Here is an 18776-nt window from a genome sequence, read left to right on the forward strand (position 1 = left end):
CAGCTCACGTGACATGCGCCCATCCTACACCGCTCGCAGATTGACGTTCAGTCAGGCGTGCGCCCTTCAGCGCCCGTAGATGCGGTCCAGCACACGAGCCACGTCCACCAGCCGCTCGGCCGCCGGGTCGTAGCGCTGCCCCTCGGCCATCCGCCGCGCCCAGTCCGCCGCCGCGCGGCCGCCCCAGGCGTCCGGCGGCTCGGCCAGGCTTTCGCGCGTGGTGCCGCGGTAGCGATCGGCGGTGAAGTCGTAGAACGAGCCGTCGCAATTCTTCAGCGCCGTCCCGCCGTCCGTGCCGTAGAAGCCGGCCTGGATGATGGCGTCGGTCCCGGCCTGCAGCCGCCACGAACACGCCAGCCGCACCACAGCGCCGCCCGCCAGCCGCAGCCGGCACTCGGCATAATCTTCGACGGTGTCGGTCCGTCCGGCCAGCGGCGCGGCGCCGGCGTAGAGGTCGGCCCGCACGTCCTCCACCTCGGGGAAGTCCAGCGCCCAAAGCGCCAGGTCCACCAGGTGGACGCCGAGGTCCATCACGCAGCCGCCGCCTGACAGCTCAGGGTCGTAGAACCACGGCTTGTCCGGTCCGTAGGCGTTGTGGAAGACGAGGTCGGCGGCGAACACCCGGCCGATCTCGCCAGCCCTCAAGATTTCGCGGATCCGCCGCATCCCTTCCGTGAACCGGTACGAGAAGTCGACGCCCAGCAGCCGGTCGGCCTGGCGCGCGGCGGCGACCACGCAGGCCGCCTCCTCCGCCGTGCGGCCCAGCGGCTTCTGGCAGAACACCGCCACGCCCGCATCGAGGGCCTGGATCGCCTGCGCCGCGTGCATCGCGCTGGGCGTGGCGATCACCAACCCGTCGACCTCCACGGCCAGCAGCCCGTCCAGATCGCCGACGACCTGCGCTCCGGGCGCGATCTTTGCGGCCTCCTGCGTCATCTCGGCCGAAGGGTCGGCGATCGCCGCCACCTCGATCAGGCCGGTGTCGGCCATCGCCTGCATCCGGTGACGGCCGATCCAGCCCACGCCCAGGAAGCCGATCCGCGGCCGCGTGGTCGCGGCGGGCTTGAGCCGCAGCGTCTCGAGGAGCTCGCTCACAAGGTCACCAGCGCTTTCAGGAAACCATCCGGCCGGTCCCGCGTCGCGTCCAGCGCCTGGCCCAGGTCCTCCAGAGGGTAGCTGTGGGTGTAGAGGGAGGACGGATCGAGGCGGCCCGAGGCCACCGCCTCCACCGCCTCGCGCAGGCCCTGCGCATAGACGGCCGGGTCGCGCTCGTGGGCGTTGATCACGTCCAGGCCGCGCCAGTTCCAGAGCTGCATGTTCACCTTCCGTGGGCCGTCCTGGTGATAGCCCGCGATGATCAGCTTGCCGCGCTCGGCGCAGAGCTCGGCGGCCAGGTCCAGCGGCCATTGCTTGCCGACCGCTTCGATCACACGTTCGCAGAACCGACCCCCGGTCAGCTCGCGCACCCTCTCGATGATCGTCCGGTGGTCGTCCATCGGCACGACCTCGGCCGCGCCGAACTGCCGGGCCACGTCGAGCGAGAACGGCCGCCGCGAGATGGCGATCACCCGCGCGCCGGCGTCCGTCGCCAGCCGGGTCAGGATGGCGCCGAGGAAGCCGATGCCGACGATGGCCACAGTCTGGCCAGCCTGCACGTCGGCGCGGCGGAAGATGTTCATGGCGCAGCCCAGCGGCTCGCCCGGGAACGGCTTGCCGTCCAGCTCCGCCGGCAGCTTCACACAGGCCGACGCGTCGGCGACGTCATATTCCGCATAGGATTTGTACGAGAGCGCCGCCACACGGTCGCCGGCGGCGAGATCCGTCACCCCTTCCCCCACGGCGTCCACGACGCCCCAGCCCTCGTGCCCCAGCCCGCCGGGCTCCGTCGGGAAGGTCATCCACTCCGGCCCTTCCCACGGCGTCAGGTTCGAGGCGCAGACCCCGCAGCCCTCCAGGCGCACCCGCACCTGGCCGGGGCCGGGCTGCGGCAGCGCCGCGCGTTCGAGCCGCATCTCGCCGGGCCCCGAGAGCACGGCGGCGCGCATCGTCGTCGAAACAGCTTGAGAGCCGTCCATCACCCCTCGCAAACCAACTGGCGTTCCCGAGGAGCAGAACAGCAGGGGTTGACCTTGGTTCCGGTCGGACCTCGGCCATTGGCGACCTCTCGTCGCACCGCGACGCTTGTTAGGTTGACGCTAAGGCTCCAGCCGCCATCATCGGCGCACCCGTTCGCCGGCCTGGAGGCAAGTTCGTATGCCCACCCTCGTCCGACGCCGAGAGGCCCTGGGACTCGCCGGGGCGTTTGGCCTCTCCGCCTTCGTGCTGCCCACCTGGGCCCAGGCGCTACCGGCGACGGCGCCGCGCCGCGCCGCGCTGAAGAACCTGCACACGGGCGACGCCTTCAACGACGTCTATTTCGAGAACGGGCGCTACCTGCCCGACGCGCTCGCCGAGGCCCAAAAGGTGCTGCGCGACTGGCGCACCGGCGACGAGCACTTCATGGATCCGGGCCTGTTCGACGCGCTGCACGCCATCTCCGACAAGCTCGAGACTCGTGCGCCGTTCCAGATCATCTCCGGCTATCGGTCGCCCAAGACCAACGCCATGCTGCATGCCAAGAGCAAGGGCGTGGCCTCCACCAGCCAGCATACCCAGGGCAAGGCGGTGGACGTCCGCGTGCAGGGGATCGAGCTCGCCCGCCTCCACAAGGCGGCGCTGGCTGTCGGCGCGGGCGGCGTCGGCTACTATCCGGTCTCCGACTTCGTCCATGTTGACACCGGCCGCGTACGCCAGTGGCAGGGGTCCTGAGCCGCTAGTTCGGCGGCGTCTGGGCCGGCGCTTCCGGCTCGGGCTCCACCGTCGTCAGGCCCACTGCGGCCGCATCCTCTTCCACCTGCAGCTCTTCCGGCGTCTTGACGATCGGGGCCGTGGGCTGCGGCGCGGGCTCCGCCGCCGCGGTCGGCTCGGCGGCGTCCTCCGCGGCGGGCGCCTGAACCGGCGCCGGCTCTTTGGGCGCGTTCGAGGTCAGGTTCACGCTGCGGCTGATCGCCAGCGCCGCCAGCAGCACAGCGCAGGCCAGCGCGATCCACAGCACCTTCTTGAGCATCGGTCCCTCTTGAGCCTTCGGCCCTAAGCCTTCGCCTGCGCCTGCCCCACCACGCCGACCTTGGTCAGCAGGAGCCGGTCCCAATTATACGGGTCGCCGCGGAAGTGCATCAGCCCATCCGCGCCCGCGAACGCGGTCCAATAGAGGATCATCACCGGCACCTGCTCGGGCAGCTTAACGCGCTGGGTCTTCGAACCGTCGCCCAGGGCGGTGTCGAACGCAGCGCTGTAGGCCCAGGCTGGGTCCGCCGCCAGCAGCGCCTCCGCCAGCGCGCGCGGCTTCTCGATCCGCACACAGCCGTGGCTCGCCTGGCGGGCATAGAGGTCGAAGCCGCCCTTCGATGGCGTGTCGTGCAGATAGACGGCGAACGGGTTGTCGAAGTCGAACTTGAACCGGCCGAGCGCGCTGCTGTCGCCCGACTTCTGCTGAAGCCGCGGCTCGCCGCCTTCCACCGGGATGATCCGGTAGTTGTGGCTGGCCAGGTAGCCGGGACGCGCCCGCTCCTTCGGCCACAGCTCTTCCCGGGCGATGCGTGACGGCACGTTCCAGGGCGGATTGATGACCACCGAATGGATCGCCGACATCAGCATCGGCGTCTCGTCGCCGGGCTTGCCAGACACCGCCTTCATCGACAGCACCGGCTTGTCGTCCCGGAACAGGGTCACGATCGCCGCGCCCGAATTCACCTGCACCCGCGTCGAGGGCATGGTCGCCGGCAGCCAGCGCCAGCGCTCCATGTTGGCGATGATCTGAAGCACGCGCTGACCGACCGGCTGGTTCAGATAGGCCAGCGTGCCGTTGCCGACGACGCCGTCGGGCTTCAGGCCATAGCGCTTCTGGGCCCGGACGACGGCGTCCTGCAGCGCCTTGTCGAAGGTCGGCGAACCGGTCGCCTCCGCCTGCGGATCCTCCACCGCCAGCCGCTTGCGCAGCGCCGGCACCCGAGGGTCCGTCGAGCCAAAACCCATAGCCGCGCCCGGGGGAATGGTTTCCCAGCCGCCCGCGGTCGCGATCTCGCGATAGCGCACCAGGCCGCGCTTCAGCGCCACATAGCCGGCATAGCGCGGCGCGAGCCCGTCCAGCCAAGGCTGCAGCCGGTCCTCGGCCACGGCCTTCGCGAGTTCCGGGGCGGGGTCGTACGGCGGCGGCCGTACGGCCCACAGCTCCGGGAAGTCGCCAAGGGCCAGGCGGCCGACCTTCACGTCCCGGGCATACCGCAGCAGGCCCTGGGTCACCGCTGCCGCATCGGCTTCGTCGGCGGGCAGATAGTCCTTGGGCCGGAGACCGTGCAGGTCGGCGGTGCGCAGCGCCTTCAGCGCCGTCTCCAGCTGTGCGGCGCTCAGTTGCGTCGCCGTCGGGGCGGCCGCCTGGGCTGAGGGTGCGGGCGGGCTCACCACCGGCGGCTCCTGCGCCACAGCCACGGCGTTCGCCAGCACCGCCGGAACCGCCGCAATCCAAGCCCAACGCATTGAAAGTCTTCCCCTGACGCCGTCTCACACGCTCAAACGCGTGAAATGGCATTTCGATTCCCCGTCTTTGCCGCAACCTCGCTGAACGGCGGATTGACGGATATCAGTCCTGCGCCGGGGGATACGCGTGGTGGACGCCCGCAGGATCTTCGATGTGCTTTCCGTGCACATAGTTGGGGCCGATCGGCGCCTTGCCGTGCCCGCCTGGGATGTCCAGCACATAGGTCGGCTGCGCCAGGCCCGACAGCCGGCCGCGCAGGTCACGCATCACCGCCCGACCCTCGTCGATCGTGGTCCGGAAGTGCGCCGTGCCGGGCGCCAGGTCCCCGTGGTGCAGGTAGTAGGGCTTGATCCGCGCTTCGACGAAGCCGCGCATCAGCGCCTCCAGCACCGTCGGCTCGTCGTTCACGCCCTTCAGCAGAACGGTCTGGCTGATCATCGGCACACCGGCATCCACGATCCGCGCGCAGGCGGCCCGCGCCTCGGGCGTCAGCTCGTCCGGATGGTTGGCGTGCAGCGCCACCCAAACCGTCTTGCCCGACGCCTTCAGCGCCTCGACCAGTTCGTCGGTCACCCTGGCGGGATCCACGGCCGGCAGACGGGTGTGGAAGCGCACGACCTTCACGTTGTCGATCCGCGCCAGCCGCCCGCCGATGTCGCGCAGCCGCCGGGGTGACAGGATCAGCGGGTCGCCGCCGGTGACGATCACCTCCCAGATCGCCGGGTCGCTGGCGACGTAGGCCATCGCCGCATCCAGCTGCTCCAGGCTCAGGGGCCGCACCCCGTCAGGCCCCACCATCTCCCGGCGGAAGCAGAACCGGCAGTAGACCGCGCAGGCATGGTTGGCCTTCAGCAGCACACGGTCGGCATAGCGGTGGACGATCCCGTCCACCGGGGAATGGGCGGCGTCGCCGATCGGATCGGCGCGCTCGTCCGGCGTCGTCTCCAGCTCCGCCGCGGTCGCCACGAACTGCCGCGCCACACCCTCGCAGGTCTGCGACAGCTCCGCCATCGGCGGCGTGATCGCCACCGCATAGCGCTCCGCGACGCGCGCGAGCTCGGGCAGGGCCTCGGCCGGCGCGAGGCCGGCGGCCACCAGGTCTTCAGCTGTGCGCAGCGGGCGGGTCATGGCGGCCGCGCCCTTACACTATTCCGCGCTACGGGGCGACCGGCGTCCAGAGCACGTCCTCGATCCGCCGCGCGCCGGTGGCCAGCATCACCAGGCGGTCGAAGCCCAGGGCCCCCCCGCTCGCCTCCGGCATCAGCGCGAGAGCCGCCAGGAAGTCCTCATCGATGGGATACCGCTCGCCGTACACGCGGCTCTTCTCGGCCATCTCAGCCTCGAACCGCACGCGCTGCTCGGCGGCGTCGGTCAGTTCGCCGAAGCAGTTCGCGAGCTCCACCCCGCAGGCATACAGCTCGAACCGCTCGGCCACCCGCGGGTCGCCCGCCTTCTTCCGGGCCAGCGCCGCCTCGCTCACCGGGTATTCGTACAGGATCGTCGGCCGCCCGAAGCCCAGCCTCGGCTCCACCTTCTCGACGATGATCTTCGAGAACACGTCGGCCCAGACGTCGTCCTCGGCGACCCGCATCCCTGCGCCCCGCGCCTGGGCCGCCAGGTCGCCAAACAGGTCCAGGCCGGCGTACCGCTCGAACGCCTCGGCCACCGTCAGTCGCTCGGGCTCGGCGAACGCATCGCAGGTCCCGCCGCGCCAGGTCAGCACCTCGGCGCCCACCGCCTGCGCCGCCAGCCGCATCAGCGCCGCGCAGTCGGCCATGATGGTCTCATAGGCTTCGCCCGCCCGATACCACTCCAGCATCGTGAACTCGGGATGGTGCAGCGGCCCGCGCTCCCGGTTGCGCCAGACCTTGCCCAGGCTGAAGATGCGTCGCTCGCCCGCCGCCAGCAGGCTCTTGCAGGCGAACTCCGGCGAGGTGTGCAGGTAAAGCGCCCGCGCCTCGCCCGCCGTCGTCAGCGCCTCGGTGGCGAAGGCGTGCAGGTGCGCTTCGTTGCCGGGCGAGACCTGCAGCGCGGCGGTCTCCACCTCGGCGAACCCCTGGCCCTCGAACCATGCCCGGAAGGCCCGCGTGATCGCACCCCGGCCGGTCAGGAACGGCCGGCGGTCGGCGTGGCGCTCGGGGCGCCCACCAGGGGGAAGTCTCTTTGACGGACAAGGGGCTGCGACGCTCTAGGACTGGCGAAATCGGGCGCAATCGCTATACGAGCCCGCCAAAGAACTCGCAAAGCATCCTCGAGGACCGAACTTGAAGGTTTCCGCCAGCTCCCTCCGCAAGGGCAATGTCGTCGATCTCGAAGGCAAGCTCTATGTCGTGCTCAGCGCCGAGAACATCCATCCCGGCAAGGGTACGCCCGTCACCCAGCTGAACATGCGCCGCATCTCCGACGGCGTGAAGGTGTCGGAGCGCTACCGCACGACAGAGACCGTCGAGCGCGCCACCGTCGACGACCGCGACTACACCTTCCTCTACGAGGACGGCGAGGGGTATCACTTCATGAACCCCGAGACCTACGACCAGGTCGTCGCCTCGGCCGAAATGATCGGCGACTCCAAATACTACCTGACCGACGGCTGCAAGGTTCAGCTCTCGACCCACGAGGGCGTGCCGATCGCCATTGAACTGCCCCGCACCGCGATCTTCGCGGTGGTCGAGACCGAGCCTTCGGTGAAGGGCCAGACGGCGTCGTCGTCCTACAAGCCCGCCGTCCTCTCGAACGGCCTGCGCACCATGATCCCTCCCTACATCGGTCCGGGCACCAAGATCGTCGTCCTCACGGAAGACGGCTCCTACCAGGAACGCGCGAAGGACTGAGATCCTCGAACATCCTTTCGCCCTTGCGGGAGTAGGTGTCACCCGAAGGGTGACGGACGAGGGGCCGCACCGGAGACATCCGGGCGGCCCTTCTTCGTGCTGCCGGCTGGCGCCGCAGCTGCGCCACGCTACAACGGTCTCCAGAGTACTCTGGGGGCCTTCCGATGATCCGCACAACCCTGGCTGCCGCCCTGGCGCTTGGCCTCTCGACGCCCGCCGCCGCCCAGCGCCCGCTCAGCCCCTACGCTTCCGCAGGCCAGCAGCAGGCGGCGATGAAGGACGGCCGGGTGTCCTCCGAACAGCTCGTCCGCGCCTACTTCGATCGCATCGCCGAGATCGACCGCGCGGGGCCCAAGCTCAACAGCGTCCTGGCGCTCAGCCCCCCGCGCCATCACCGAGGCTCGGCGGTTCGACGCCGAGCGCGCCGCCGGCAAGATCCGCGGCCCGCTGCACGGCGTGCCCGTCCTGCTGAAGGACAATATCGAGGCCGACATCGGCCTGCCCACCACCGCCGGCTCCCTGGCGCTTGCCGACAATGTCACCGGCCGCGACGCCCCGATCGTGAAGCGCCTCACCGACGCGGGGGCGGTGATCCTGGGCAAGACCAACCTTTCGGAGTGGGCCAACTTCCGTTCCACCCGCTCGATCAGCGGCTGGAGCGCGGTCGGCGGCCTCGTCCGCAATCCCTATTCGCTGGACCGCACCGCCTGCGGCTCGTCCTCGGGCTCGGGCGCGGCCATCGCCGCCGGCATCGGCGCGGTCGCCATCGGCACCGAGACGGACGGCTCGATCACCTGCCCGGCGGCCATGAACGGCGTGGTCGGCCTGAAGCCCACGGTCGGCTTGGTCTCTCGGACGTTCATCGTGCCGATCTCGCCCGCCCAGGACACCGCGGGCCCCATGACCCGCACCGTCGCCGACGCCGCCGCCGTGCTCACCGTCATCGCCGGTTCCGACCCGGCCGACGCCGCCACGGCCCAGGCCGACGCCCGCAAGGCCGACTACCTCAAGGCGCTCGACCGTGATGCGCTGAAGGGCCAGCGCATCGGCGTCTGGAACCGCGGCAAGGGCCAGCTCCCAGTGCTCGACGCCGCCTTCCAGAAGGCGCTCGAGGACCTCGAGGCGGCGGGCGCCGAACTGGTCGAGATCAAGGGGCCCACCGACGCCGAACTCGCGCGGATCGGCGGCCTGGAGGGCGAACTCCTGCGCTGGGAGTTCAAGGCCGCCCTCGACGCCTATCTCGCCAGCACGCCCCCAGCCGTGAAGCCTCGCACGCTCGATGCGCTCATCGCGTTCAACGCGGCCGAGCCGCGCGAACTCGCCCTCTTCGGCCAGGAGATCTTCGAACAGTCGGCCAAGACGCCGCCGGCTTCCGACACCGCCATGCAGGCCAAGCGCGCCGAGGCCCGGAAGCTCGCCGCCGATGCCCTCGACAGGATGCTCGCCGAGAACAAGGTCGTCGCCATCGTCGCGCCCAGCGGCGGCCCGGCCTCCATCGTCGACCCGGTGAACGGCGGCCGCTTCTTCGGCTCTCCGTCGACCCTGCCGGCGGTCTCGAGCTATCCGCACCTGACGGTGCCGATGGGCTTGGCCGGCGGCCTGCCGGTCGGCATGTCGTTCCTGGGTCCGGCCTGGTCCGAGGCCCGGCTGCTGGGCCTGGGCTACGCCTACGAACTGCAGTCCCGCGCCCGCCGCGAGCCCGACTTCCTGACGAGCGTCGCTCAGCAGCCTGCCATCGCCGCCGCCTACGACCCCCGCTGATCGCGCAACTTCGTTCGTGCTGCGGGGTTATGGGCGCGAGCCTGCAACCCCGGAGCCCCTCCATGCGCATCAATGAGATCATGTCCCGCGACGTCGAGACCGCCCGTCCGCAGGACACCATCCAGGACGTGGCGCGCAAGATGCGTGAGATCGACAGTGGCGTGATCCCGGTCTGTGACGGCGACAAGGTGCAGGGCATGGTCACCGACCGCGACATCGTCATTCGCGCCGTCAGCGAGGCGCGCAGCTTCGACACGCCCGTGACGGATGTCATGACCGCCGACGTCGAGTACTGCTACGAGGACGATGACATCACCGCGGCCGCCGATAAGATGGCCGAGCTTCAGGTCCGGCGCCTTATCGTTCTGGACCACGACCAGCGCCTGGTCGGCATCGTGTCCCTGGGCGACATCGCCCAGCAAGGGAAGGACAAGACCACTGGCCAAGCTCTGGAGGAGATCAGCGAGCCGAACCGGCACTAGTCGCGAGCTGACCCGTGAGGGTGGTCGCGAGCGCTCGGCCGCCCTGTTCCTGGCGGCGTCCAACAGTATCAACGATGGAAGGGCAGGCCGCGTGTCGGAAGCCACCGCCCTGAGGCTGGCAGAGAAGGTGCGGCCTGCCACCCTGGCGGGGGCGGCGGCCGCCGTCGAGGGGAACCTCGGCTTCCACCTGCTCGACACCACCATGATGTACGCCCCGAAGTCCGGGGGCGTGAAACGCTACCTGATGGCCAAGCGGGCCTGGCTCGAGAAGCGCCGGCCCGACATCCGGCACTCCCTGGTCGTGCCCGGCGCCCGCACCCATGCCGAGGCCGACGGCATTGTCACCGTCGCCGCCGCCCGCCTGCCCTTCGGGAACGGCTACCGCATGCCGGCCAGCCTGGCGAAGTGGGAGACGGTGTTGACGCTCCTGCGGCCCGACATCATCGAGGCCGGAGACGTCTTCGTGCCCGGCCACGCCGCGCTCGAGGCCGGAGAGGCGATGGGTGTGCCGGTCGTGGGCTTCTGCCACACCGACGCCGCGGCACTGGCCGCGCTACACTTCGGCGAGTGGGCCGAGCAGCCCACCTTCAACTTCTGGGCCCAGGCCTATCAGCGCTTCGACCACGTCGTCGCGCCCTCCAAGCACATGGCCGCCCGCCTGGCCGACGCCGGCGTCGAGCGTCTGTCCATCCAGCAGCTGGGCGTCGATACCGAGCTGTTCGACCCGGTGCGCGGCGATCGCGCGAAGCTGTTGCGGCGTCTCGGCCTGTCGGCCGAAACCCGCCTGCTGGTCTTCGCCGGCCGTCCGGCGCGCGAGAAGAACATCGACTCCATGGTCGAGGCGGTGGAACGCCTCGGCGGCCCTTACAAGCTGCTGCTGGTCGGCGCGGGCAAGGACGTGACGCCCTCCGACAGCGTCATCTGCCTCGACTACGAGCGCGATCCGGTGAAGCTCGCCGGGATCATCGCGTCCTGCGACGCCTGCCTGCACGCTAACGAGAACGAGATCTTCGGTCTGGTGGTGCTGGAGGCCATGGCCGCCGGCCTGCCGGTCGTGGGCTCCAAGCGGGGCGGCGTCGGCGAGCTGATCGATGAGACCGTCGGCCAGCCGGCCGAGACCGTCGATGCGAAGGGCCTGGCTGCGGCCATCGAGGCGCTGTTCGCCCGCGACCTGGCCGAGATCTCCCGGGCAGCCCGACGCCGCGCCGAGGCCCGCCACGGCTGGGACGCCACCTTCGAGGCGCTCACCCGCCTCTACGGCGGCCTCGTCCAGGGCCGCGCCCGGCCGCCGCTGGCCCTGACCGCATAAGGAAAGAACCCCCGGAGCAAGCCCCGGGGGTCCATCAGGCCACACCTTCCGCCGGGGGTTCAGCGCCCCGTCGGCATGTCCTTGAAGGGCACGTCCTTGTCGACCCGGATGTCGCCGGGCAGGCCCAGCACGCGCTCGGCGATGATGTTCTTCAGGATCTCGTCCGTGCCGCCCGCGATCCGCAGGCCCGGCGCGTACATCAGCGACCAGTGGAAAGCGCCCTTCAGCGGCAGCAGCTTCTCGTCATTGATCACGCCATACTGGTCCATCATCTCGACCGCGCTGTTGGCCAGGTCCTGCATCTGCAGGGCGCTCACCACCTTGCCGATCGAGCTCTCCGGCCCCGGCGTCTGGCCGCGCGACAGCGCGGTGATCGTCCGGTTGCGGGTGTGCTTCAGGCCCTCGGTCTGGACGTACCAGTCCGCCAGCTTCTCGCGCAGCGCCTGGTCCTTGATCGCCGGACCGCCGTCCAGGCCCGCGACGCCGCGCGCGGCTTCCAGGAACTGGCTCCAGCCGGCGCCCGTGGGGCCGCCCACCGCCAGGCGCTCGTTCATCAGAGTGACGAGGCTCACCTTCCAGCCGTCGTTGACCGCGCCCAGCCGCTGGCTGTCCTTCACCCGCACGTTGGTGAAGAACACCTCGTTGAAGCCCGAGCCGCCCGACATCTGGTGGATGGGCCGCACCTCAATGCCCGGGTCGCTCATGTCGACCCAGAACATGGTCAGGCCCTTGTGCTTCGGCGCATCCGGGTCGGTCCGCGTGACCACGATGCCGAAGTTCGAGAACTGGGCCCCCGTCGTCCACACCTTCTGGCCGTCGATGATCCAGTCGCCCGAGCCGTCGGTGGCCTGGACGGCGCGCGTTCGCGCCGCGGCCACGTCCGAGCCGCCGGCCGGCTCGGAGAACAGCTGGCACCAGATCTCCTCGCCCCGCAGCGCCGGCCCGACAAAGCGCTTCTTCGTGTCCTCGTCGGCGAAGGTCATCACCGTCGGCACGCACATGCCGAGCCCGATCTGGAACGGGTTCGGCGGGATCGGATACTTCGACTCTTCCTGGTTGAAGATCACCTGCTGGATCGGCGTGCCGCCCGGCCCGCCCCATTCCTTCGGCCAGGTGATCTGGGCGTAGCCGGCCGCCGCCTTCTTCGCCTGCCAGGCCTTCGAGGCGGCCATGGTGTCGCCACCCTCGGGATCTCCGCCGGCGTTCTTCTTGGGCGCGTTGTCCTTCAGCCAGGCCTGGACCTGCGCGCGGTAGGCGGCTTCTTCGGGGCTGTCGTTGAAGTCCATTCCGTAATCTCCGTCATCCCGGTCAACGAAGCGCCGAGGGCGCGCAGGCCAAACCGGAACCCATGTTCATCCGCGGCGGTTAGGCGGCATTCCTGCGTTCGAGGTGGCTGACCAGCCGCTCCTTCCAGACGCGGGGCGCGCCCGCGACGAGGGAAAGCTGGCGCGAGCGCCGGTAGTAGAGGTGGGCGTCCACCTCCCAGGTGAAGCCGATGCCGCCGTGGGTCTGGATGTTCTCCTTCGACCCGAACCAGAAGGCCTCCGACGCCGCGATCCGCGCCGCGCTGGCCGCCACCGGCAGCTCGGGCGCGTTGGTGTTGAGCGCCCAGGCGCCGTAGTAGGCGTTCGAGCGGGCCAGCTCGTTCTTCACGTACATGTCGGCCAGCTTGTGCTTGATGGCCTGATAGCTCGCGATCACCCGACCGAAGGCGTAGCGCTCCAGCGCGTAGGCCTTGGCCATCTCGAGGCATCGGTCGGCCCCGCCGCACTGTTCGAAGGCGATCAGCACCGCCGCGCGGTCCAGCACCTGCTCCAGCAGCGAGAGGCCCTCGCCCTGCGGGCCCAGCCGCTCGGCGGCCGCGCCGTCGAACGTCAGCTTCGCCGCGTCGCGGGTCGGGTCCAGCGTCTTCAGCGCCTCGCGGGTCACGCCGCCGGCGGACAGGTCCACCAGGAACAGGCCGGGCTTGCCGCCCTCCTTGGCCAGCACCACGGCGTGGGTCGCGATATCGCCGTCGGTGACCGGGATCTTCGTCCCCGTGAGCTTGCCGCCCGAAACGCTGGCCTGGACGCTCTGCGCTGTCACCGGGCCGGGGCCTTCCGAGGTCGCCAGCGCGCCGATCACCTCGCCGGCCGCGATCTTCGGCAGCAGCGCCTTTTTCTGCTCGTCCGAGCCCGCCAGCATCACCGCCTCGGCCAGGAAATAGACCGTCGACGCGAACGGGATCGGCGCAACGGCCCGGCCCAGCTCCTCGGCGATGGCGCACAGCTCCACATGGCCCAGGCCCAGGCCGCCGTACTCTTCAGGGATCGCGGCGCCCAGCCAGCCCTGTTCGGCCACCTGCTTCCAAAGGGCCTCGTCATAAGGCTTGGCGTCGTCGTCCAGCGTCCTGCGGACCCGCTGCGTCGTGCAGTTCGCGTCGAGGAACTTGCGCGCCTCGCTCTTCAGGAACTTCTGGTCGTCTGAAAAATCGAAATTCATCTAAGGCCCCATCCGGCCGGTTATCTCCGGCCTCGGCTTCCTCTCTAGGAAGGGGAGCATACGCGTGGCGAAGGCCCTGAAAAGTATGACCTCGCGTCATCCCGCGAGGTCAAAATCTTCGTCAGGCTCAGCCGGGCCCGCGAGTGAAGACGCCCAGCTTGGAGAACCGGCCGACCATCCGGCCGCCGGACCACAGTTCCGACGCCACGCCGTGGCGGTGCAGCGCCTGGGCGCGGACCACGGCGTCTCCATCGCTTTCCGCCTCGAAGGTCTCGCCCAGGCCAAGACGGCCGCCGCCATCCAGGCGGTAGATCCGGTACGACGCCACTCTAAAGCCCCCGATGCCCCGGCGGCTTTCTGCGGTCGCGGGCTGGCGTCGTCTGTCGCCTTCACGACGCCTGCCCTTCGAAAAAAAACGGAACCTCGCCCGCCGATGGCCGGTTGCCCACCAAATGAGGGCCGCAAATCCGACCGCCATGCAGATCATGGTGGCGTGGCGGGACAACAAGTGGGTGGTGGAGCGCAACGCGCTGAAGGTCGCCGCCTATGCCTACCGCGTTCACGCGATCGACCACGCCCGCGCGCTGGCCGCCGAGGCTCAGGCCTCGGGCCTGGAGTGCTACCTGCTCATCCGTGAGCAGGATGGCCGCTGGTCCGAACGGCCGTGTCCCCGCTCCCGCCAACGACCCGGCCCGCCCCACGCCGCCGCACGCTGAACGCGCGCGCCTTGGCGCCGCCGCACTCCAACGCCTAGATGGCCCTCATGCGCACAGAGACGCCCCAGCCCATCCGCCTTTCCGACTACCGCCCGCCCGCGTACCTCGTGGACGAGGTCTTCCTCGCCTTCGACCTTTCACCCAACGCCACCCGGGTGAAGGCGCGGCTCTCGGTGCGCCGCAACGGCGACCACGCCGAGCCGCTGCGTTTCAACGGTGAGCGGCTGAAGCCGATCTCGGTGGCTATCGACGGCCGCGTGCTGTCGGCCGCCGAGCATGAGATCGACGCCGAGTGGCTGACGATCCCCAACCCGCCGGCCGCGTTCACCCTCGAAACCGAGGTCGAGATCGACCCCGAGAACAACAAGGCGCTGTCAGGCCTCTACATGTCCGGAGGCAGGTTCTGCACCCAGTGCGAGGCCGAGGGGTTCCGCACCATCACCTTCTGGCCCGACCGGCCCGACGTGCTCAGCCGCTTCACGGTCCGCATGGAGGCCGACCAGGCGTTCCGGCGCCTTCTGTCGAACGGCAACCTCGTCGAACAGGGCGAGCTCTCCGGCGGCCGGCACTTCGCCGTCTGGAACGACCCGTTCCCCAAGCCCAGCTACCTCTTTGCCCTGGTCGCCGGCGAACTGGACGTGCTGGAAGATGCGCTGATCACGATGAGTGGCCGCACGGTGGACCTCAGGATCTACGTCGACCCCGGCATGGCGCCCCGCGCCGCCTACGCCATGGACGCGCTGAAGCGCTCCATGAAGTGGGATGAGGACGCCTTCGGCCGCGAGTACGACCTCGACCTGTTCATGATCGTCGCCGTCCGGGACTTCAACTTCGGCGCCATGGAGAACAAGGGGCTGAACATCTTCAACAGCTCCCTGTTGCTGGCCGACCCGGAGACCGCCACCGACCTGGACTACGAACGCATCGAGAGCGTCGTGGCCCACGAGTACTTCCACAACTGGACCGGGGACCGGATCACCTGCCGCGACTGGTTCCAGCTGTGCCTGAAGGAGGGCCTGACGGTCTTCCGCGACCAGAGCTTCTCCGCCGACATGCGCGGCGAGGCTGTCCAGCGGATCAAGGATGTGAAGGCCTTGCGCGCCCGCCAGTTCGCGGAGGACCAGGGCCCGCTCGCGCATCCGGTCCGGCCCTCCAGCTACCTGAAGATCGACAACTTCTATACGGCCACGATCTATGAGAAGGGCTCCGAGGTCATCCGGATGCTCAGGACCCTGATCGGCCCCGACGCCTTCCGGTCCGGCATGGACCTCTACTTCGACCGCTGGGACGGTCACGCCACCACCGTCGAGGAATTCATCCGCTGCTTCGAGGAAGCGAGCGGACGCGACCTGTCCGACTTCTTCGCCTGGTACGAACAGGCCGGCACCCCGCGCGTCACGCTGACGACCCGCTACGACGAGGGCGCCCGCGCGGTGACGCTCGACCTCGCCCAGGAGACGCCGCCCACGCCCGGCCAGCCGGCCAAGCGCGCCCTTCCGATCCCGGTCACCGTCGGCCTCCTCGACCTCGACGGCCGCGTCCAGGCCTTCGAGCGCGACGGCAAGGCCGTCGACGAGACCATCATCGTCCTCGATCAGCCGAAGGTCAGCGTCACCCTCACCGGCGTCGACCGCGACCCTGTGGTCTCGGCGCTCCGCGGCTTCTCGGCGCCCGTCGTGCTCACGACCGACGCCCCGCCCAAGGACCGCTACGTCCAGCTGGCCGCGGACCCCGACCTCTTCAACCGCTGGGAAGCCGGCCAGGAGCTGGCCGCCGACCTGATCCGCCGCCGCGCCGCCGGCCAGCCGGACGAGGTCAACGAGGAGCGCTACGCCGAGGCGGTCGGCCGCGCGCTCGCCGACCAGGCCTCCGACGCCGCCTTCAAGGCCCTGCTGCTGGCCCTGCCGTCCGAGCCCGACCTCGCCCTGCAGATGACGCCCGCCGATCCGGCGGCCATCCACGACGCCCGCGAGGCGCTGCGCGAGCGCCTGTCGGTGCACCTGGAGCAGGAGCTGCGGCGGCTGCACACCGGGTTGCAGGACCTGGGCGAGTTCACGCCCGACGCCGCCGGGGCGGGGCGCCGCGCGCTGCGCAACGCGGCGCTGGAGCTCCTCGCCGCCAATCCGCGCAGCGACATCGCCGAACTGGCGGTCGGCCACTACCAGGCCGCCGGCAACATGACCGATGCCATGGGCGGGCTCTCCGCCCTCATGCAAATCGGCGGCGAAGCGTTCGATGAGGCGCTCGCACATTTCTACGAGCGCTGGAAATCCGAACCCCTCGTCGTCGACAAATGGTTCGCCATCCAGGGACGCGATCCGTCGGAAGGGGCGCTGGGCCGCGTCCTGGGCCTCACCGCCCACCCGGCGTTCGACGCCAAGAACCCGAACCGCCTCCGTGCGCTGGTCTCGACGTTCGCCAATTTCAACCCGGCGCGGTTCCACGACCCGAGCGGCGCGGGCTACCGTTTCCTCGCAGACCAGATTCTGGCCGTCGACGGGTTCAACCCGATGACCGCCGCGCGCTTGGTGGACCCGCTCGGCGGCTGGCGCCGCTACCGGCCCGAACTCGGCGAACGGATGAAGGCCGAACTCGCCCGCATCGCCGCCAAGGACGGTCTGTCGAAGAACGTCTACGAGCTGGCCACCCGGGCCCTCGAGGGTTGATCCACAGCGAAGCCGAGTCGATCCGCCACGGTTACGCTGCGACTCGACTTCGCTTAGACTCCTGATTTGCGCCGGGGTGGGCCGGCGTCGGGGATGGAGCCTCAGGCCTTGTTCGGAGGGGCGCGTAAGGCGGCGGAGGAGCGGCGGCCGGCCGAGCTCGCGCCTGCGCGCCCGCCGACCCAGCGCTTCATCCGCATCGGCATCCTCTCGGCCCTGCTGCTCTTGGCGGTCTACACCGTCTTCGCCCTCTTCCGGCTGCAGGGCGGGCCCCAGAGCGCCGAGGAGCAGTTCGCCTGGTTGGCGGCGCCGCTGGTCGTCGCCTTCGCCCTCGGCGGTCTGCTGCTGATCGAGTCACGCCGGGTCGAACGGGCCCACGCCGCCTTCAGCGATTCCGAACAGCGCTTCCGCATGGCCGTGGAGGCCGCCCGCTGCGGGATCTGGGAGTGGGACCTCACCGCCGACCGCATCTTCATGTCCGAAGTCACCGCCGCGCTGTTCGGCTGGCGCGGTGGCGTCGTGGACGGCCAGGCGGTGCTGGACCGGGTCTCTCCCGGCCACCGCGACGGCCTGCGGGAAGCACTGGCCAACGCCGCCATCTACGGCGACTTCGACGTCAGCTTCCGGGTGCCCAGCCCCGCCGGCGGCCGCCCGGTGTGGATCGACGCCCGCGGCCGTGGCTTCGGCGACGCGCCTGAGGGGGGCTACGCCCGGATCATCGGCGTCGCCCTCGACGTCACCGAGGAGCGGCTGGCCCAAGCCCGCGCCCAGCAGGCTGAAAGCCGCCTGCGCGACGCCATCGAGAGCGTGTCCGAAGCCTTCGTCCTGTGGGACCGCCACGGCCGCCTCCTGATGTGCAACCACAACTATCGCGACTACTTCAAGCTGGAGCCGGTTCTGCTTGCCACCGGCGTCAGCCGGGAGCAGGTGGAACGCGCGGCCCGGGCGGCGATCCGCCAGGAATATCCCGCGCCGGGCGGCCGTCGCGGCGTCCGCGAGGCCGAGCTCTCCGACGGCCGGTGGGTGCAGATCTCCGAGCGCCCCACCGCCGAGGGCGGCCTCGTCGTCACCGCCGCCGACATCACGGTGCTGAAGGCCCAGGAAGAGGCCCGCCGGCTGAAGGAAGAGGAACTGCGCCGTGTCGTGGTCACGCTGGAGCGCAGCCAGGAACAGCTCTCCGAGCTCGCCCGCAAGTACGAGGCCGAAAAGATTTGCGCCGAGGGCGCCAGCCAGGCCAAGTCCGAGTTCCTGGCCAACATGAGCCACGAGCTGCGCACGCCGCTCAACGCCATCAACGGGTTCTCCGAGATCATGGTGGCCGAGATGTACGGCCCGCTCGGCGACGCCCGCTACCGGGACTACTGCCGCGACATCCTCAATTCCGGCCAGCACCTGCTCGCCTTGATCAACGACATCCTCGACATGTCGAAGATCGAGGCCGGCAAGATGAGCCTGCGGTTCGAACCCTGCTCGCTGGAGGAAATCGCCGAGGACGCCCTGCGCCTGGTCCGCAACCGCGCCGAGAGCGCAGGCCTGACCCTGATCCTCGACTTCGTCGAACTGCCGGACGTCGAGGCCGACTACCGTGCGGTGAAACAGGTGCTGCTGAACCTGCTCTCCAACGCCATCAAGTTCACGCCCCGCGGCGGCCGCGTCACGCTGCGCGCCGACCGCCGCGACGATCCGCTGGGCGAACGCGTCCGGATCAGCGTCATCGACACTGGCATCGGCATCTCGCCCGAGGACCTGGAGCGCCTCGCCCGGCCGTTCGAACAGGTCGAGACCCAGCACGCCAAGACTCAGCAGGGCACGGGCCTCGGCCTGGCGCTCACCAAGGCCTTCGTCGAGATGCACGGCGGCCTGCTGGACCTGAAGAGCGGCGGCATCGGCCAGGGCGCCACCGCCAGTTTCAGCCTCCCCGTGCGCCAGAGCGCGACGGCCTACGCGGCATAAGTCC

Annotated in this window: 16 protein-coding genes and 1 pseudogene; 8 read left to right on the forward strand and 9 right to left on the reverse strand. The window is 70.0% G+C overall.

Going from position 1 to position 18776, the window contains the following annotated elements; translation table 11 throughout:
- Positions 1–66: 66 nt before the first annotated feature.
- Together LRS10_RS01210 and LRS10_RS01215 are read right to left on the reverse strand one after the other, a co-directional pair.
- Positions 67–1095, reverse strand: coding sequence for a Gfo/Idh/MocA family protein (locus LRS10_RS01210; RefSeq protein WP_257835660.1), 1029 nt, complete (start codon positions 1093–1095; stop codon positions 67–69).
- Positions 1092–2075 carry a zinc-binding dehydrogenase gene (locus tag LRS10_RS01215; protein ID WP_257835661.1) on the reverse strand — a complete coding sequence of 328 codons (984 nt, stop codon included), beginning with the start codon at positions 2073–2075 and terminating at the stop codon, positions 1092–1094. Before LRS10_RS01215 ends, LRS10_RS01210 begins: the two co-directional genes overlap by 4 nt.
- A gap of 178 nt (positions 2076–2253) precedes the next feature.
- Here LRS10_RS01215 and LRS10_RS01220 point away from each other — a divergent pair, with 178 nt between their 5' ends.
- Complete coding sequence (locus LRS10_RS01220) at positions 2254–2808, forward strand: DUF882 domain-containing protein (RefSeq protein ID WP_257835662.1); 555 nt, start codon at positions 2254–2256, stop codon at positions 2806–2808.
- A gap of 4 nt (positions 2809–2812) precedes the next feature.
- On the opposite strand, the gene LRS10_RS01225 is transcribed toward LRS10_RS01220, so the two are convergent.
- The 4 genes and pseudogenes from LRS10_RS01225 to epmA all read right to left on the reverse strand — a co-directional run bounded on the left by LRS10_RS01225 (position 2813) and on the right by epmA (position 6750).
- On the reverse strand, positions 2813–3106 hold the full coding sequence (locus tag LRS10_RS01225; RefSeq protein ID WP_257835663.1) for a hypothetical protein: 294 nt from the start codon (positions 3104–3106) through the stop codon (positions 2813–2815).
- 23 nt (positions 3107–3129) lie between these two features.
- Positions 3130–4575, reverse strand: coding sequence for a murein L,D-transpeptidase (locus LRS10_RS01230; protein ID WP_257835665.1), 1446 nt, complete (start codon positions 4573–4575; stop codon positions 3130–3132).
- 103 nt (positions 4576–4678) lie between these two features.
- On the reverse strand, positions 4679–5704 hold the full coding sequence (locus LRS10_RS01235; RefSeq protein ID WP_257835666.1) for a lysine-2,3-aminomutase-like protein: 1026 nt from the start codon (positions 5702–5704) through the stop codon (positions 4679–4681).
- Positions 5705–5732: 28 nt separating this feature from the next.
- A pseudogene (gene epmA / locus LRS10_RS01240) lies at positions 5733–6750 on the reverse strand (EF-P lysine aminoacylase EpmA).
- Between the two features lie 90 nt (positions 6751–6840).
- Between epmA and efp the strand changes: the two are divergent.
- From efp to LRS10_RS01260, 4 genes are all read left to right on the forward strand, one after another.
- Positions 6841–7407, forward strand: a complete 567-nt coding sequence (efp, locus tag LRS10_RS01245) for an elongation factor P (RefSeq protein ID WP_257835667.1) — start codon at positions 6841–6843, stop codon at positions 7405–7407.
- 390 nt (positions 7408–7797) lie between these two features.
- Positions 7798–9168, forward strand: coding sequence for an amidase (locus LRS10_RS01250; protein ID WP_308238003.1), 1371 nt, complete (start codon positions 7798–7800; stop codon positions 9166–9168).
- A gap of 62 nt (positions 9169–9230) precedes the next feature.
- The gene (locus LRS10_RS01255) at positions 9231–9650 is read left to right on the forward strand and encodes a CBS domain-containing protein (RefSeq protein ID WP_257835668.1); all 420 of its coding nucleotides are present in this window, start codon (positions 9231–9233) and stop codon (positions 9648–9650) included.
- 91 nt (positions 9651–9741) lie between these two features.
- Complete coding sequence (locus LRS10_RS01260) at positions 9742–10959, forward strand: glycosyltransferase (RefSeq protein WP_257835669.1); 1218 nt, start codon at positions 9742–9744, stop codon at positions 10957–10959.
- Positions 10960–11018: 59 nt separating this feature from the next.
- On the opposite strand, the gene LRS10_RS01265 is transcribed toward LRS10_RS01260, so the two are convergent.
- The 3 genes from LRS10_RS01265 to LRS10_RS01275 all read right to left on the reverse strand — a co-directional run bounded on the left by LRS10_RS01265 (position 11019) and on the right by LRS10_RS01275 (position 13768).
- The gene (locus LRS10_RS01265) at positions 11019–12245 is read right to left on the reverse strand and encodes an acyl-CoA dehydrogenase family protein (RefSeq protein ID WP_257835670.1); all 1227 of its coding nucleotides are present in this window, start codon (positions 12243–12245) and stop codon (positions 11019–11021) included.
- Between the two features lie 79 nt (positions 12246–12324).
- Positions 12325–13440: an acyl-CoA dehydrogenase family protein gene (locus tag LRS10_RS01270; RefSeq protein WP_257835671.1), complete on the reverse strand. Its 1116-nt coding sequence runs from the start codon at positions 13438–13440 to the stop codon at positions 12325–12327.
- A gap of 127 nt (positions 13441–13567) precedes the next feature.
- On the reverse strand, positions 13568–13768 hold the full coding sequence (locus LRS10_RS01275) for a hypothetical protein (protein ID WP_257835672.1): 201 nt from the start codon (positions 13766–13768) through the stop codon (positions 13568–13570).
- Between the two features lie 124 nt (positions 13769–13892).
- Between LRS10_RS01275 and LRS10_RS01280 the strand changes: the two genes are divergently transcribed.
- From LRS10_RS01280 to LRS10_RS01290, 3 genes are all read left to right on the forward strand, one after another.
- On the forward strand, positions 13893–14156 hold the full coding sequence (locus LRS10_RS01280) for a hypothetical protein (protein ID WP_257835673.1): 264 nt from the start codon (positions 13893–13895) through the stop codon (positions 14154–14156).
- Between the two features lie 47 nt (positions 14157–14203).
- Entirely contained in the window at positions 14204–16822 is a 2619-nt protein-coding gene (gene pepN / locus LRS10_RS01285; protein ID WP_257835674.1) for an aminopeptidase N, read from the forward strand.
- Between the two features lie 108 nt (positions 16823–16930).
- Positions 16931–18772 carry an ATP-binding protein gene (locus LRS10_RS01290; RefSeq protein WP_308237887.1) on the forward strand — a complete coding sequence of 614 codons (1842 nt, stop codon included), beginning with the start codon at positions 16931–16933 and terminating at the stop codon, positions 18770–18772.
- Positions 18773–18776 lie beyond the last annotated feature (4 nt).

It is taken from the genome of Phenylobacterium sp. J426 (assembly GCF_024699945.1).
Taxonomy (GTDB): domain Bacteria; phylum Pseudomonadota; class Alphaproteobacteria; order Caulobacterales; family Caulobacteraceae; genus Phenylobacterium.